The organism is Alkalibacillus haloalkaliphilus C5 (assembly GCF_000269905.1).
Classification (GTDB): domain Bacteria; phylum Bacillota; class Bacilli; order Bacillales; family Alkalibacillaceae; genus Alkalibacillus; species Alkalibacillus haloalkaliphilus_A.
On the sequence record NZ_AKIF01000063.1, the window covers coordinates 1 to 15,090 of the forward strand.

The following is a 15,090-nucleotide window of genomic DNA, read 5'->3' on the forward strand; positions in this document are numbered from 1 at the left end:
AGATTGTCCACTGTTCAGCATAGTCGGATGTTGCGACATAAACCTTTGTTTTCACATTCATAATTTCTTTTACAAGCTTTTCGATTTTCTCATCTGCTGTCTCTTTTTCTTTAGTATAGATCACTTCAACTTGTAATTGATTATAATGGCGTTCGACGTCTCTTACAGTATAAGCATCGAAGACGACAACAACTCGATGACCAATATAAGCTTGATACTCAGCAAGCATTTCAATTAGTCGATTTCTTGCCGCTTCAAGGTCATGATCACGCAGCTTTTTTAATTCAGGCCAGTCGCCGATCATGTTGTAACCATCTACAACTAGTACAATCATAGCGGTTACTCCCCTACCGGATAACGTTTGCGGTATATTTCATACATAAGAATCCCTGCCGAAACAGAAGCATTTAATGATGTTACTTCGCCTTTCATCGGCATATGGACAAGCCAATCGCAATTTTTCGCAACGAGACGACTTATGCCGCGACCTTCACTACCAATAACTAATGCAATTGGCATATCATATTCAGACTGTCGATAATCTTGCTTACCTTTCGCATCCGTTCCTACAATCCATACTCCACGTTCTTTAAGCTCTTCTATCGTTTGGTTCATATTCGTAATCCGTACGACAGGAATGTGTTCAATAGCACCTGTCGAAGCTTTTGCTACTGTTTGTGTTAGTTGTACAGAGCGATGCTTCGGAATAATGATACCATGTGCACCAACAGCATCAGCTGTTCGCATAATAGAGCCAAGGTTGTGTGGATCTTCTAATTCATCTAATAAAAGAAAGAAAGGAGCTTCTTGTCTTTTTTCAGCTATATGAAATAGATCATCCAGCGAAGCGTAGTCATAAGCAGCTACAGAGGCTGCTACACCTTGATGGTGCTCTCCTATTGTGTCTAGCTTTTGCTTCGGAACCTTTTGTACATAAACACCTTGTTGTTTGGCAACGTTAAAAATTTGCTTTTGTACTTGAGGTTTCATCGACTCTAGGACAAGCACTCTATTAACCGAACGTCCAGACTTCAACGTTTCTATAACAGGGTTTTTACCAGTAATCCATTCTTCACTCACAACTCTCATCTCCTTTCTTCAATGTCCATAATTGCTTGAAAAACAAGGTGATCTAATCGTTCAAACTCTTCTTTAAAATACAAATAACCCATTAACGCTTCAAAAGCAGTGCTGTATCTATACGTTTGTGGGTCCGTATTTTTAGGCACGTTCGACTTGGCGTTTCGACCTCTTCGAACAATCGCTTCTTCTTGTTCGGTTAACATACCATCTTCTATCCAACGAAGAAGCACATACGACTGTGCCTTTGCAGATACAAAAGACACAGCCATCGTGTGCAATGCTTGTGGCATCACTTCGCCTTTTTGAATAATATATTCTCGTACATATTTTTCATATACGACATCACCCATGTAAGCTAGCGTTAAACTCTTCATAAGATGCGGTTTCAGATCCTGACTCATTGTCTTTTCCATCTCGTTCCTTGAGGTGTATCCTCTAAAATGATTCCTCTATTAGCTAAGTCGTCGCGAATCTCATCAGCACGACTAAAGTTGCGGTCTTTCCTCGCTTGTATACGCTCTTCTATTAAAGCTTCAATATCCTCATCTAACAGCTCTTCTGTGGCTAATTCAAATCCTAATACAGACGTTAATTCATCAAAAGTACTAATGAAATAATCAATCACTTCTGCTGATGTCTGCTTTTGGTCAATGTAAATGTTAGCTTCTTTAGCAAGCTCAAACAGTACAGAAATAGCATTAGCTGTATTGAAATCATCATTCATTTCTCGTTTAAATGTTTCGACATGTTGGTTAATTTTTTCTTTCCATTGCTCTGTATCATTAGTTAGATTCATGCTCGCTTCACGACGGTGTTTTAAGTTGTCATATGCCGTCTTAATACGTTCGTAGCTATTTTTCGCACTCGCTAGTAATTCATCGTTAAAGTTAATTGGATTGCGGTAATGAACACTTAACATGAAGAAGCGAACGACGTTAGGATTATGGTTACGAACGAGGTCATGGACTAAAATAAAGTTACCTAATGACTTTGACATTTTTTCGTTATCGATCTGGATATAACCGTTGTGTAACCAATAATTTGCGAACGTTTGATCATTCATGCACTCAGATTGGGCAATTTCATTTTCATGGTGCGGAAAAGATAAGTCTTGACCGCCAGCGTGAATATCAATTGTTTCACCTAAATATTTTTTCGCCATAGCAGAACACTCGATATGCCACCCCGGACGTCCTCTCCCCCATGGACTATCCCAAGCAATCTCGCCGTCTTTTGCTTGCTTCCAAAGCGCAAAGTCTAATGGGTCATTTTTCTTTTCTCCTACTTGAATACGTGCACCAGAGCGCAAGTCATCGATTGATTGATGCGACAATTTTCCGTACTCATCGAATGCGCGTGTTTTAAAGTAAACATCACCATCCGCTTCATAGGCATACCCTTTATCAATTAACCCTTCAATAAATTGCAGAATTTCATCCATTGTTTCAGTTACCCTCGGATGGTGAACCGCTTCTTTTACATGAAGTGCACCAACATCTTCTTTGTATGCATTAATAAAACGGTCAGCAATCTCGGGCACTTCCTCACCCATTTCTTCTGCTGCTTTAATTAACTTATCGTCGACATCCGTGAAATTCAATACGTATTCAACATCATAACCGACATACTCAAAGTAACGGCGGATCGTATCAAAGACAATGGCTGGCCTGGCGTTACCTACGTGAATGTAGTTATATACCGTTGGACCGCAGACGTACATCTTGACTTTTCCTTCTTCAATTGGTTCAAACGTTTCTTTAGAGCGTGTTAAAGAGTTATATAATTTAACTGTCATGACGATCAGCTCCTTTCAATTCATTAATTTCCGCTTGTAGTTCGGCAATTTTTTGCTCTAACAGATCACACTTCTCTGAAACGGGGTCTGGTAGTTTATGGTGGTCTAAGTTCTTTTTCACTTTAACTCCATTTTTCACGACGATGTTACCAGGTATTCCAACAACCGTGGAATATTTCGGAACATCTTTCAAGACGACAGATCCAGCTCCGATTTTGGAATGTTCATCAATCGTAATTGAGCCTAATACTTTCGCGCCTGTTGCAACTAAGACGTTATCCTTTAATGTCGGGTGACGTTTCCCGCCTTCTTTCCCTGTTCCACCTAGCGTCACGCCTTGATAAATAGTGACATTATCACCGATCTCACAAGTTTCACCGATTACGACCCCCATACCGTGGTCGATGAAAAAACGACGACCTATCTGTGCACCTGGGTGAATTTCAATGCCTGTGAAAAATCGGCTAATCTGGGAAATCGCCCGGGCAATAAAGAACATTTTCCGTTTATGGAATCCATGTGCAATGCGATGTGACCAAATCGCATGAACTCCAGCATATGTTAAGATGACCTCTATTCTACTTCTTGCAGCAGGGTCTTGGTCAAATACAACATCAACATCATCTTTAAGCAATTTGAAAAATTTGAACATACAATCCCTCCCTTGTTTATGTTTTTCTACGATGCAAAACCTAGAAGTTGGAGGCGACTTATGAATATAAGTAAAATATAAAAGCGCCCCTGTCTATATAAAATAGACAGAGACGCTTAATTAACGCGGTTCCACTCTGTTTAGAGGTATCCCTCTCAACTTTCGAAGTGTTTAACGGTACTTAACCGCTTCACTCTACTTAGATTCAAGTGAAGGCTCTAAGGTGCATTTCAAACGTCAAACTAAAAGCTACTCTCAGCAAATGTAGCCTTCTCTGTATTTAGCTTGATCCGTTTTACTTCTCCTCATCAACGCTTTGTATATTATATTAACGACTTTGAAACATGTTATCCTGAATAGTTTAATTTATTAATTAATTGTTCCAGACGATGTAAAACAGTTTCTTTGCCTAATAAAGTAATGGCATTAGGTAACTCTGGTCCATGTGTTTGCGCAGTTGTTGCGACACGAATTGGCATAAATAATTTCTTACCTTTATTACCTGTAGCCTTTTGTGTTGCTTTCGTTGCAGCTTTTACATCATCAGGTGTTAGTTCATCTAATTGCTCTAACTCTGACTTAAAGTGTTCAAGCATACTAGGAACATGCTCTTGATTTAACACATCCATACACTCTTCATTATAGTTGATTTCTTTACGGAAAAACAACTCAGTCAACTCAACAATTTCCGCACCATAATTTAATTGGTTGTGGTAAAGAGAAATTAACCCTTCTACCCACTGACGAGTTGACCCATCCATATCTTCATCAACTTTGCCCGCTTCAATTAAATGTGGAAGCGTTAAGTCAACAACGCGTTCTAATGAGCTTTCTTTAATGTACTGGTTATTCATCCACTTTAATTTATGTGGGTCGAACACAGCTGGTGAAGTCGATAACCTTTCTGGGTCAAAGATTTCTGTTAACTGCTCTCTTGTAAACAGTTCTTCTTCCCCTTGAGGAGACCAACCTAATAACGTAATAAAGTTAAATAACGCTTCAGGTAAATAACCTAAGTCTGCATACTGTTCAATAAACTGAATAATGCTTTCATCACGCTTACTTAACTTTTTACGTTCTTCATTTACGATTAACGTCATATGAGCAAACGTTGGAACTTCCCAACCGAACGCACGATAAACCATCATCTGCTTCGGCGTGTTTGAAATATGGTCTTCACCACGTAAAACATGAGTGATCTTCATTAAGTAATCGTCAATCGCACACGCAAAGTTATAAGTTGGTGTTCCATCTTTTTTCATGATGACCCAATCACCAAAATCACTTGATTCAAACGTGATCTTCTCTTTTACGATATCTTTAAACGTATATGTTTCGTTTGCTGGAACACGAATACGAAGGCTTGGTCGACGGCCTTCTGCTTCATACTGTTCAATTTGCTCTTGTGTCAAATCGCGATGAGCACCAGAATACATTGGCACTTTTCCTTGAGCACGTTGTTCTTCGCGTTCTTGCTCAAGCTCATCTTCAGTCATATAGCATTTGTAAGCTAAGCCTTTTTCTAATAGTTCATCGGCATACTTTTTATAAATATGCAGTCGATCCATTTGACGATATGGAGCATAATCGCCACCTACATCAACACTTTCGTCCCAGTCGATCCCTAACCATTTTAAGTATTTTAATTGACCAATGTCTCCACCTTCAACATTTCGCTTTTGGTCTGTATCTTCAATACGGATGACAAATTCGCCACCAGTGCTTCTTGCAAATAAATAATTAAATAAAGCCGTTCTTGCGTTTCCGATATGCAAATGCCCAGTTGGACTAGGGGCATAACGTACTCTTACTTTTTCCGTCATGAGTCGTTCTCCTTTCTATATCTACCTAACAATATTGTACAAAATTTAAGCTCTTTGTTGTAATAAAATGACCGCTTGTGATGCAATTCCCTCTTTACGTCCTGTGAAACCTAACTTCTCAGTCGTTGTCGCCTTAACATTGACTTGGTTTAAATCAGCTTGTAACAAGTTAGCAATTACACTTCTCATTTCTTCTATATATGGGGCCATCTTCGGAGCTTGTGCCATAATGGTACAGTCTACATTAACTAACGTGTAGCCTGACTGTTCAACTTTATCCCAAACCTCTTGTAACAACTCTTTTGAGTCCAACCCTTCATATTGTGGGTCAGTATCTGGAAAATGCTTTCCGATATCACCTTCACCGATTGCACCAAGTGCAGCATCAGCGATTGTATGTAATAAAACATCGGCATCTGAATGACCTAACAAACCTTTTTCATAAGGAATTGTTACACCACCGATGATACACGGCCTTCTCTCTACTAATTGATGAACATCAAAACCTTGTCCTATTCGAAACAATGAAGGATCCTCCTTATAGTTTCCTTGCCTATTTATTTTTAGCATATTTTCTGCCTTTTGTATATCTTCTGGAGTCGTCAATTTAAAATTGTGATAGCTTCCTTCAACGACAGCAGCATTCTTATTAATTAACTCTAAAAGTGCGACATCATCCGTTGCCATCATTTTCATTGTTGCTGCGTATTCATGCGCTTCTTTTAGCAATTTATAAGTAAAGGCTTGCGGGGTTTGAGCTTGGTAAAGTTTATTTCGGTCTAATGTTTTCACTTCATGACCTTCAACTTGTTTAACCGTATCTGTCACACGTGTTGCTAAAAATGCGGCTTCATGTAAGACCGTTGCTTCATACAACTTATGTAATTCATCTTCTGAAACAAATGGTCTTGCACCATCATGAACAAAAGTGACGAGGTCATGACTCAATGTGTCGACAGCATTTTTCACACTGTGCTGCCTTTCAGACCCACCATTTACGAACTCAACGACTTTCGAAAAACTGTACTCGTTAACAATGTCTTTCATAATGATATGTTCATCTGGATGAACAACGAGATAAACAGCTGAACACCACGGGTCACTTTCGAACACTTGAAGGGTGTGAGCAATTAACGGACGATCCCCTAGCGCAATCAACTGTTTATTATGACCAATGCCCATTCGCTTCCCTTGACCAGCTGCTAATACAACCGCTTGATAGTTCTCCATATATATTCCCTTTCTTTTTGAAAAACTCTCTTAATATACCACCTATTTTACACTAATTTTACAATATAAACACATAATCTCGCTCCCAAGTATAAATAAGAAAGGGCTGACAAAACCATTTAAAAGTTGAATGGCGTCAGCCTTATAAAACTATTATTGCGCTTTTTCCATTGCTTTCGGTTTGGCGAAGATCATACGCCCCGCTGATGTTTGCAATACACTCGTTACAATAACATCAAGTGCATCACCAATGAACGCTTTACCACCTTCAACGACAATCATCGTTCCGTCATCTAAGTAAGCAACACCTTGCTTATCTTCTTTACCAGCTTTAATGACATGAACATTCATTTCTTCACCTGGTAAAACAACTGGCTTCACTGCATTCGCTAAATCATTAATGTTCAAGACCGTTACATTTTGAAACTCGGATACTTTATTTAAGTTAAAATCATTGGTTACTAGTACACCGTCTAACAGTTTCGTTAATTTTACTAACTTACTATCCACTTCTTGAATATCTTCAAAGTCACCTTCATAGATCTGAACATCAACAGGCACTTCTTTTTGTAGTCGATTGAGTATATCTAGTCCTCTTCGACCTCTATTACGTTTTAGCACATCTGATGAATCCGCAATATGCTGTAATTCTTCTAATACAAAATGCGGAATGATAATTGAGCCTTCTAAAAAGTGAGTTTCACAAATATCCGCAATTCTACCATCAATGATGACACTAGTATCTAAGATTTTCGGTCGTACGCTTCCATCTTCTGAAGCGTCACCCATCATCACAGCCTCTTTATCTTTATTACGCCCTTTTGTAATAAGACCAATAAATTCATTTCGACGTTTAAAACCAACTTGAAACCCTAAGTAACCTAAAATAACCGTTACGAAGATTGGTAAAATCTCTGAAACAAGCGGAATACCAAACCCTTGTAAATAAATATTAACTAAAAATGCGGTCACTAACCCGACAATGAGTCCTAAACTTCCAAATAATAAATCTCCTACTGGTGCTTTAACAAGTTTTTCTTCAATAATTTTAAGAAAATCAACAACATAATCAACAACCCAAAACGTTAATATAAATAATATGATTGCACCTAACAATAATCCAATGTACGGAATAAGCCAACTTGGCTCTTCAAAACCTGCTAAAGACGCTAGATCGGGGAAATAGACATACCCTAGCGTACCACCAGCTACTACTATAAATAGCTGAATAATTCTTTTCAACACACTATGCACCTCCTGTTTACTAGTTTCGCCAAAAAAAGCGGTGAGCATAAGTCAGTTATTGATTTTAACTATAATTGTAAATTATACCATGCCCACCGAAAATACGTCAAAATAAAATAGTAAATATTATATCACTTCTCAAGATTGTATGTCAATTGTGTTACAAATATTTTTGTTTTGTAACACTATTCACCTAAACCTTCTTTTAATGCTTCCTGAACAGAGTCCACACCTACTAACTCAACCCCATCTGGCGGTGTAAAACTACCTAGATTTTTTCGTGGTAAAATAATTCGTTTAAACCCTAACTTTGACGCTTCTTGAACACGTTGTTCTATTCGTGCTACCCTTCTCACTTCTCCTGTTAATCCTACCTCACCGATAAACACATCATCAGTCTAGTCGGGTGATCACGGAAACTTGAAGCAACACTAATTGCAACAGCTAAATCTATGGCAGGTTCATCTAACTTAACCCCTCCTGCTACTTTTACATATGCATCTTGGTTTTGTAATAGAAGCCCTGCTCTTTTTTCTAACACCGCCATAAGTAAAGGAACTCGGTTATGATCTAGCCCTGTAGCCATTCTTCTTGAATGTCCGAACTGAGTAGGAGAGATTAAGGCTTGAATTTCTACTAACATCGGTCTAGTGCCTTCTAAAGATGCGACAACTGTGGAACCAGCAACACCTTGAGAACGTTCTTCTAGAAAAATTTCTGAAGGATTATTAACCTCAACTAACCCTTCTTCTTTCATTTCAAAAATACCCATTTCATGCGTACTACCAAAACGGTTCTTAACACTTCTTAAAATTCTAAATGTATGATGACGTTCCCCTTCAAAATATAAAACGGTATCTACCATGTGTTCTAACAATCTAGGACCAGCAATTGCACCTTCTTTAGTCACATGTCCAACTATAAAAATAGGAATCCCTTTTGACTTAGCCACTTTCATAAGCGCGCTTGTACATTCTCTTACTTGTGAAACAGAACCTGGCGCTGACGTTACAGCATCATGATAAACAGTTTGGATCGAGTCAATGACGACAAATGAAGGGTTCATTTCATCAATTGCATCAATCACATACTCTAAATTGGTCTCTGCCATAATAAACAAGTCATTTTCGCTAACTTCAAGCCGCTCTGCTCTAAGCTTTGTTTGCTTTTCCGATTCCTCACCAGATATGTATAAAACATTCATATTTAAGTTAGCGACTTGAGAAGATAGTTGTAAAAGTAAAGTTGACTTACCGATTCCTGGGTCGCCACCAATTAACACGAGTGACCCCGGAACAATCCCGCCACCTAATACTCGGTTTAATTCTTCCATGTTAGTCGTTACACGTGATTCTTCTTTTGATGAAACTTCTTTAAGTGATTGTGGCTTTTTACGTTTTCTCGTTTGGTTACTCCCCACTTCATGTCGCTCGGATTTCTTAGAAACTTTTTCTTCTACTAATGTATTCCATTGATGACATGCTGGACACTTCCCCATCCATTTTGGTGATTCATAACCACATTCTTGGCAGAAAAATATTACTTTAGCTTTAGCCATGATGGTTGTCTCCCTTTCTAATTACAAATTAACGGTGTATTAAATGATTAGAATATGGAAAACAGCCGGATTTAATAGGTCAATCCGGCTGTTTAACATTATGATTGTTCGCTTGTTTCTTTTTCTAATGGTTTTGTAGATGAAATGTAAAACTCACCTTCATCGTTAACATCAATTTTAACTTCTTGACCTGTACTAATTGTACCACTCAGTAGTTCTTCAGATAAGAAGTCTTCTACGTTCTTTTGGATTGAACGACGTAGCGGTCTTGCACCGTACTCTAAATCCATACCTTCATCTGCAATTTGTTTAATTGCTTTTTCTGTCAACGTGAAGTTAATGTCACTATCCGTTAAGCGGTCTTGTAGTTGCTTAACCATTAATTGAACGATTTCTTGAATATGCTTCTCTTCAAGTGAATGGAAGACAATCGTTTCATCCACACGGTTTAAAAACTCTGGACGGAACGCTTTCTTCAACTCATCCATTACTTTAGATTTCATTTGTTTATGATCTTGTTGGTTGTCATTCACACTAAAGCCAACGTATTTTTGACGTTTTAACTCATGAGCACCAACGTTAGATGTCATAATTAATACCGTATTACGAAAGTCAACTACACGGCCTTTAGAATCTGTTAAGCGACCATCTTCTAGTACTTGTAGTAAGATGTTGAACACTTCAGGGTGCGCCTTCTCAATCTCATCTAGTAAAATAACTGAATATGGCTTTGTACGAACCTTCTCAGTTAACTGGCCACCTTCTTCATAACCGACATAGCCTGGAGGTGAACCTACTAAACGAGACGTCGCGTGTTTCTCCATATATTCAGACATGTCGATCCGAATCATCGCATCTTCATCTTCGAACATCGAAGAAGCTAGTGCTCTAGCAAGCTCAGTTTTACCAACACCTGTTGGCCCTAAGAAGATAAACGAACCGATTGGTCGTTTCGGATCTTTTAACCCAGCACGTGCACGTCTAACTGCTTTTGAAACAGCCTTAACCGCTTCATCCTGACCGATGACACGACCGTGCAATGTTTCTTCTAAGTTAAGCAGCTTTTCTTTATCATCTTTAGCTAGTTTAGATACAGGTACTCCAGTCCAAGTTGAAACGACGTGTGCAATATCATCTAACGTCACTTCAGAACTTTCTTTCCCTTGTTTTTCTTTCCATTCATCTTTCGTCTTAGCAAGCTCATCTTTTAACTTTTGCTCTTTATCTCTTAATGACGCAGCTTTTTCAAATTCTTGGCTTTGAACAGCTGCATCTTTTTCTTTCTTCACTTCTTCTAGTTTTTGCTCCAGTTCTTTTAAGTTTGGTGGAGCTGTATAGCTTCTTAACCTTACACGTGAAGCTGCCTCATCAATTAGATCAATCGCCTTATCTGGTAAGAAACGATCTGTAATATAACGATCTGATAGTCGGACAGCACTTTCAATAGCATCATCTGAAATCGTTACACGGTGGTGTGCTTCATAACGATCTCTTAACCCTTCTAAAATTTGTTGTGATTCTTCAGGAGTTGGTTCATCAACTTGAATTGGTTGGAAACGACGCTCAAGCGCTGCATCTTTCTCAATATACTTACGATACTCATCTAACGTTGTTGCACCGATACATTGTAAGTCACCACGCGCTAAAGCTGGTTTTAAAATGTTTGATGCATCAATAGCACCTTCTGCACCACCTGCACCAATTAAGGTGTGTAACTCGTCGATGAATAAAATAATATTTCTAGCTTGGCGAATCTCTTCCATGACCTTTTTCAAACGGTCTTCAAACTCACCACGATATTTCGTACCTGCAACAACTGTACCCATATCAAGTGTCATAACGCGCTTATCACGGAGGATTTCCGGCACTTCATTATTTACAATTTGTTGAGCTAAACCTTCAGCAATTGCTGTCTTACCTACACCTGGTTCACCGATTAAAACTGGATTGTTTTTACGACGGCGACTTAATACTTGGATCACACGTTCAATTTCTTTTCCACGACCAATGACAGGGTCAATGCCCCCTTCACGTGCAACTGAAGTTAAGTCTCGAGCCAATGAATCTAGTGTTGGTGTATTAGCATTGTTAGATTGCTTTTGTTGACGTTGGTTTGATGTTGATTCGTTACTACCTAGTAGTTGTAACACTTGCTGACGCGCTTTGTTTAAACTGACACCTAAGTTGTTAAATACACGAGCTGCAACACCTTCACCTTCACGAATTAAACCTAACAAAATATGCTCAGTTCCAACATATGAATGATTTAATTTACGCGCTTCATCCATAGATAGCTCAATGACTTTTTTCGCTCTTGGCGTGTAATGGATTGTTTGTTGGTTACTTTGGCCTGTGCCAATTAATTGTTCGACTTCTTCTTGGATCTGTTCAACTGTTACATTTAAAGATTTTAAAGCTTTAGCAGCGATCCCATCGCCTTCTTTAATTAAACCTAATAAAATGTGTTCTGTACCTATATTATTATGCCCTAATCGAACAGCTTCTTCTTGGGATAACGCAAGAACTTTTTGTGCGCGTTCTGTAAATCGTCCAAACATCATATTTGATGACCTCCTTCTATTTCTTGTACTGCTCTAATTGTAATCTTTCACGAATTAAGTTAGCTCTAAACCAATCGCGTTCATTTGGGTGTAACGATTTTTTAGCGTAATGTTGTAAAAATCCTGGTTGAGTTAATACCATAAGCTCATTTAAAATGTTTTTTGATACGTTTTTAATTAAACCTAAATCAATACCTAAACGAACATCCGATAAACATTTTGCAGCTTCTTTAGATTCAATAATTCTACTATGGGCTAAAACACCATAAGAACGGAAGATTCGATCTTCTAACTGTATACCCGATTGTTGCATGACCCACTCACGTGCTTTTCGCTCACTTTCAATAACTTGCTTGACAACACTTTTTAAATCTTCAACAATATCCTCTTCTGACTTACCTAAAGTCATTTGGTTTGATATCTGATACAGCTGACCTAAAGCCTCGCTTCCTTCACCATATATACCACGAACGACTAACCCTAATTTGTTAATCTCTGGAACGATCTGGTTCATCTGATTTGTAATTGTCAAAGCTGGTAAATGCATCATAATTGAAGCTCTAAGACCAGTACCAACATTAGTTGGGCAGCTCGTTAAATACCCTTTATGCTCATCAAAGGCATATCGCGTACGTTCCTCAAACCAGTCATCTAACTTTTGTGCTTGCTGTATTGCTTCAGATAACTCAAAACCTGGATAATAAAGTTGAATCCGCAAATGGTCTTCTTCATTAACCATAATGGATGCTTGTTCATTCTCCGAAATAAGTACCGCACCTGTTTCAGTATTTTCTGCTAAGTTAGGACTAATGAGATGTTTTTCAACTAACACTCTCTTTTCTATAGGTTCTAACTCACCCATTTTGACAAGCTGAAACTGTTTAAATGACTCATAGCTTTGTTCATTAAACTCTTGTTCAACGTGCTGTAACACTTTCTGTTGTGAATCTTGATCCTGACTTGTTGGAAATGGCACTTGTTCTAAGTTGCGCGCTAACCGTATACGTGTACTTAATACAATATCAGAATCATTACCTTCATTATTCATCCAAGGGCTGATTGCATCGTTAATAAAATCTTGTAATGACATTAAGCATCACCACCCTTATTTGACTCATCTATTTCTTGCTTCAGCGTTCTAATCCGATCTCGTATATCAGCTGCTTCTTCAAAGTTTTCGTCTTCGATTAGTTGCTGTAATTCTTTCTTTAGTTGATCAACTTCTTTACGTTTATGAAGTTGACCACCGATTCGTTTTGGTATTTTACCAACATGTTCAGTATTACCACTATGAACACGTTTAAAAATTGGATTTAAATAAGAATCAAACGTTTCATAACATTGACTACAGCCAAATTTACCCTTCCTTCTAAATTGGGCATACGTTAAGCCACAACCTTCGCATGTCATCACTTGATTCCGCTGCAATTGTTCTTTAGGTTGTTGGTTAACCGCCTGGTCGAAAGGAAACATGTTTGTAAGAAAATGATGAAGTGACAAACTTTCATTAGTAAAATTCATATAACCTTCTTCATGAGCACATTGTTCACATAAATGCACTTCTTTTTTTTGACCATTGACTACTTGAGTGTAATGAACTGATGCCTCATGTTCATGACATTTTTGACATTGCATCATAGACCCTCCAATCAACCGTACATTTTTATAGTTGTTAGTAACTCTTTAAATATTTTAGAACGGACTTGGTCGCGTTTTGGTAAAGGTATATCCAATATGTCACGATGTAAAACTTTGAACATCAATCGCTTCTCTCGTTCTGTTATTAAATCTTCCTCTTTTAATCGTTCCACTAAGTCGAACGCTGCTTGTTGAGGTAAAGGATGCTCAGCAACTAAATCCATCTCTTTAATTAATTCTTGGTTAGATTTAGGTTTTAATCGTATAATTCTTATATATCCGCCACCACCACGTTTACTTTCAACTAAATAACCTTTCTCTAAAGTAAAGCGGGTGTTAATGACGTAATTAATTTGGGAAGGGACACACTCAAAGCGGTCAGCAATTTCACTACGCTTTAATTCAACAACATCACTATTACTCGAATCAATCACCTTTTTTAAGTAATCTTCAATAACGTCTGAAATATTTCTCACCGCATTCCCTCCTTCAAAACAGTTATAAAAAAGACAAAGATCAAGGAACTATTAGTTTGACTTTGACTATCTTTGACTATACTTTTATTATACCCACATTTTATTATGATGCAAACATTTTGATTTAAACTTAATAACAATAATTTAAGACAAAAACACCCCTCACAAAATATGCGTAAGGGGCATCACTAGTTAATTTCGTTCATAAATATACGTTACATTTTCAATTTTGCTCACACGGTCTAAAAGGTCATTTTTATTAAAGTTTTGGTTCCTTTCAAGTTCTATATAGACATTTCGTTTCAGTACATCTTCACTTTCAATTTCCATTCGCTTAATAAGAAGGTCAAATTCATCAAATATGTTAAGCACTTCTCCTAAATGAACACCCTGCTTCACTTGCAAATGCACCCAGTTATCCGTCTTTTGTTTAGTAAATAATTTTTCAAAGGAATTAAGAAAAATTAAGCTTAATAGTACGACTAAGGTTGCAAATATCGCTAGCGCATACATACCCGCACCAATTACTAAACCTAAACCTGCTACAGTCCAAATCGATGCTGCTGTTGTTAGACCTCTAATTGTCATACCATGGACTAAAATAGTTCCAGCACCTAAAAATCCAATTCCACTTATAACATAAGAAGGAATACGAGCTGGATCGAAACGGATTGTGTGATGATCAGTAATGTACGGCTCGAAACCGTAAATCGATAACAGCATCATTACACAAGCACCGACACCAACTAATATATGTGTTCTAAAGCCTGCAGAGTGCTTTTTTAATTCACGTTCAAAACCGATCAACCCACACAATATAGTAGCTAATATAACACGGTACACCATTACATCAAAATTCTCTCCCAAAAAAGCTGTCCAGTCGATCAACTCTTTTCCCCCCTTCCTGAACTTTTTTACATTTTACTTATATATGAATTTCTCTTCGTTTATATTCAAGTTATTATTACAATCATATACAAAAAAAGCTAAGAAGACAATATCTTCTTAGCTTTAAAATCGCCCGGCGGC

At 37.9% G+C, this 15,090-nt stretch carries 15 protein-coding genes, 1 pseudogene and 1 other annotated feature; all 16 genes and pseudogenes read right to left on the reverse strand.

What is annotated here, in order from left to right:
- Window positions 1-334: NYN domain-containing protein (locus A194_RS0108275; RefSeq protein WP_017186380.1), on the reverse strand; the 334-nt coding region annotated here is incomplete at its 3' end.
- A 5-nt stretch (window positions 335-339) separates the two neighbouring features.
- Window positions 340-1,080: a 23S rRNA (guanosine(2251)-2'-O)-methyltransferase RlmB gene (rlmB, locus tag A194_RS0108280; protein ID WP_017186381.1), complete on the reverse strand. Its 741-nt coding sequence runs from the start codon at window positions 1,078-1,080 to the stop codon at window positions 340-342.
- 5 nt (window positions 1,081-1,085) lie between these two features.
- Window positions 1,086-1,484, reverse strand: a complete 399-nt coding sequence (locus A194_RS0108285) for a Mini-ribonuclease 3 (RefSeq protein WP_017186382.1) — start codon at window positions 1,482-1,484, stop codon at window positions 1,086-1,088.
- Window positions 1,481-2,878, reverse strand: a complete 1,398-nt coding sequence (gene cysS, locus A194_RS0108290) for a cysteine--tRNA ligase (protein WP_017186383.1) — start codon at window positions 2,876-2,878, stop codon at window positions 1,481-1,483. Before cysS ends, A194_RS0108285 begins: the two co-directional genes overlap by 4 nt.
- Window positions 2,868-3,530: a serine O-acetyltransferase gene (cysE, locus tag A194_RS0108295; protein WP_017186384.1), complete on the reverse strand. Its 663-nt coding sequence runs from the start codon at window positions 3,528-3,530 to the stop codon at window positions 2,868-2,870. Before cysE ends, cysS begins: the two co-directional genes overlap by 11 nt.
- A gap of 105 nt (window positions 3,531-3,635) precedes the next feature.
- Window positions 3,636-3,851: a binding site (T-box leader), on the reverse strand.
- Between the two features lie 26 nt (window positions 3,852-3,877).
- A complete protein-coding gene (gene gltX / locus A194_RS0108300; protein WP_017186385.1) occupies window positions 3,878-5,353 on the reverse strand; it encodes a glutamate--tRNA ligase in 1,476 nt (491 codons plus the stop codon).
- Window positions 5,354-5,398: 45 nt separating this feature from the next.
- Window positions 5,399-5,878: a 2-C-methyl-D-erythritol 2,4-cyclodiphosphate synthase gene (ispF, locus tag A194_RS20760; protein WP_237718755.1), complete on the reverse strand. Its 480-nt coding sequence runs from the start codon at window positions 5,876-5,878 to the stop codon at window positions 5,399-5,401.
- A 48-nt stretch (window positions 5,879-5,926) separates the two neighbouring features.
- Window positions 5,927-6,583, reverse strand: a pseudogene (gene ispD / locus A194_RS20765) (2-C-methyl-D-erythritol 4-phosphate cytidylyltransferase); the annotation flags it as partial.
- Between the two features lie 153 nt (window positions 6,584-6,736).
- Window positions 6,737-7,828: a PIN/TRAM domain-containing protein gene (locus A194_RS0108310; protein ID WP_017186387.1), complete on the reverse strand. Its 1,092-nt coding sequence runs from the start codon at window positions 7,826-7,828 to the stop codon at window positions 6,737-6,739.
- Window positions 7,829-8,013: 185 nt separating this feature from the next.
- Window positions 8,014-8,184: a hypothetical protein gene (locus A194_RS21350; protein ID WP_017186388.1), complete on the reverse strand. Its 171-nt coding sequence runs from the start codon at window positions 8,182-8,184 to the stop codon at window positions 8,014-8,016.
- Window positions 8,185-8,198: 14 nt separating this feature from the next.
- Window positions 8,199-9,386 (reverse strand): DNA repair protein RadA, encoded by a 1,188-nt coding sequence (gene radA / locus A194_RS17890; RefSeq protein ID WP_423734745.1) that lies wholly within the window; start codon window positions 9,384-9,386, stop codon window positions 8,199-8,201.
- A gap of 98 nt (window positions 9,387-9,484) precedes the next feature.
- Window positions 9,485-11,947 carry an ATP-dependent protease ATP-binding subunit ClpC gene (clpC, locus tag A194_RS0108320; protein ID WP_017186389.1) on the reverse strand — a complete coding sequence of 821 codons (2,463 nt, stop codon included), beginning with the start codon at window positions 11,945-11,947 and terminating at the stop codon, window positions 9,485-9,487.
- A gap of 16 nt (window positions 11,948-11,963) precedes the next feature.
- On the reverse strand, window positions 11,964-13,037 hold the full coding sequence (gene mcsB, locus A194_RS0108325; protein ID WP_017186390.1) for a protein-arginine kinase McsB: 1,074 nt from the start codon (window positions 13,035-13,037) through the stop codon (window positions 11,964-11,966).
- Window positions 13,037-13,582: a protein-arginine kinase activator protein McsA gene (gene mcsA / locus A194_RS0108330; protein WP_017186391.1), complete on the reverse strand. Its 546-nt coding sequence runs from the start codon at window positions 13,580-13,582 to the stop codon at window positions 13,037-13,039. The genes mcsB and mcsA overlap by 1 nt, the downstream gene beginning before the upstream one ends.
- Before the next feature lie 14 nt (window positions 13,583-13,596).
- A complete protein-coding gene (locus A194_RS0108335; protein WP_017186392.1) occupies window positions 13,597-14,061 on the reverse strand; it encodes a CtsR family transcriptional regulator in 465 nt (154 codons plus the stop codon).
- A 192-nt stretch (window positions 14,062-14,253) separates the two neighbouring features.
- Window positions 14,254-14,907 (reverse strand): MgtC/SapB family protein, encoded by a 654-nt coding sequence (locus A194_RS0108340; protein ID WP_050980501.1) that lies wholly within the window; start codon window positions 14,905-14,907, stop codon window positions 14,254-14,256.
- Between the last annotated feature and the right edge of the window lie 183 nt (window positions 14,908-15,090).